This is a genomic window from Carboxydocella sp. ULO1 (genome assembly GCF_002049255.1).
GTDB lineage: Bacteria > Bacillota.
On the sequence record NZ_BDLQ01000065.1, the window covers coordinates 1 to 512 of the forward strand.

2 protein-coding genes are annotated in these 512 nt (G+C 44.7%); both read left to right on the forward strand.

The features are described 5' to 3' along the window. Positions 1 to 241, forward strand: a 241-nt coding sequence (locus ULO1_RS14770; RefSeq protein WP_159446869.1) for a hypothetical protein, incomplete at its 5' end; no start/stop codon positions are given. Then, positions 242 to 421, forward strand: coding sequence for a hypothetical protein (locus tag ULO1_RS09135; protein ID WP_079933431.1), 180 nt, complete (start codon positions 242 to 244; stop codon positions 419 to 421). It abuts the gene before it with no gap. Positions 422 to 512 lie beyond the last annotated feature (91 nt).

Here is a 512-nt window from a genome sequence, read left to right on the forward strand (position 1 = left end):
GGGGAAAATGAATGACGCCATCAAGGAAAGACTTATGAAAACAAAAAGCACAGAAGAATTTTGGCAGATTGTAAAAGAAGAATACCCGGGAGATAAATTAACGATACGTTTTTTAGGGGAAAAATTAGGCAAGGATGTATTTGAACATCTTACCAAGTTGATGTTCGGTGACGATCCTGAGACTGTTCAAAACCATACTGACCCAAGAAAAGTATTTACACAAAGAAAGCGGGGTGATTAAATGACCTACGGCATCGGCATCGGCTTCCCGGCGGAGCTAACCAAGGAGGACATTAAGAAGTTGAAGCGGGAACTGGCCCACGACGTGTTAGGGGTGGTGGACGGTGGAAAGGCAAAATCAAAACCAACAGCAAAGCGCACAGGTGGAAGTAAGACAAAACCCGCCGGCAAAGAGGATTGAAGTGCATCCAGTTCATCAGAAATTAGTAGTGCGGGATATGAAAACAGGGCAATTTGTTAACAAGCGCTGAGGCGTAAGCCAAGGCGCTTTT

Coding starts and splice junctions, on each gene's coding strand:
- ULO1_RS09135 (WP_079933431.1), top strand. CDS start 242: ATGACCTACGGCATCGGCATCGGCTTCCCGGCGGAGCTAACCAAGGAG.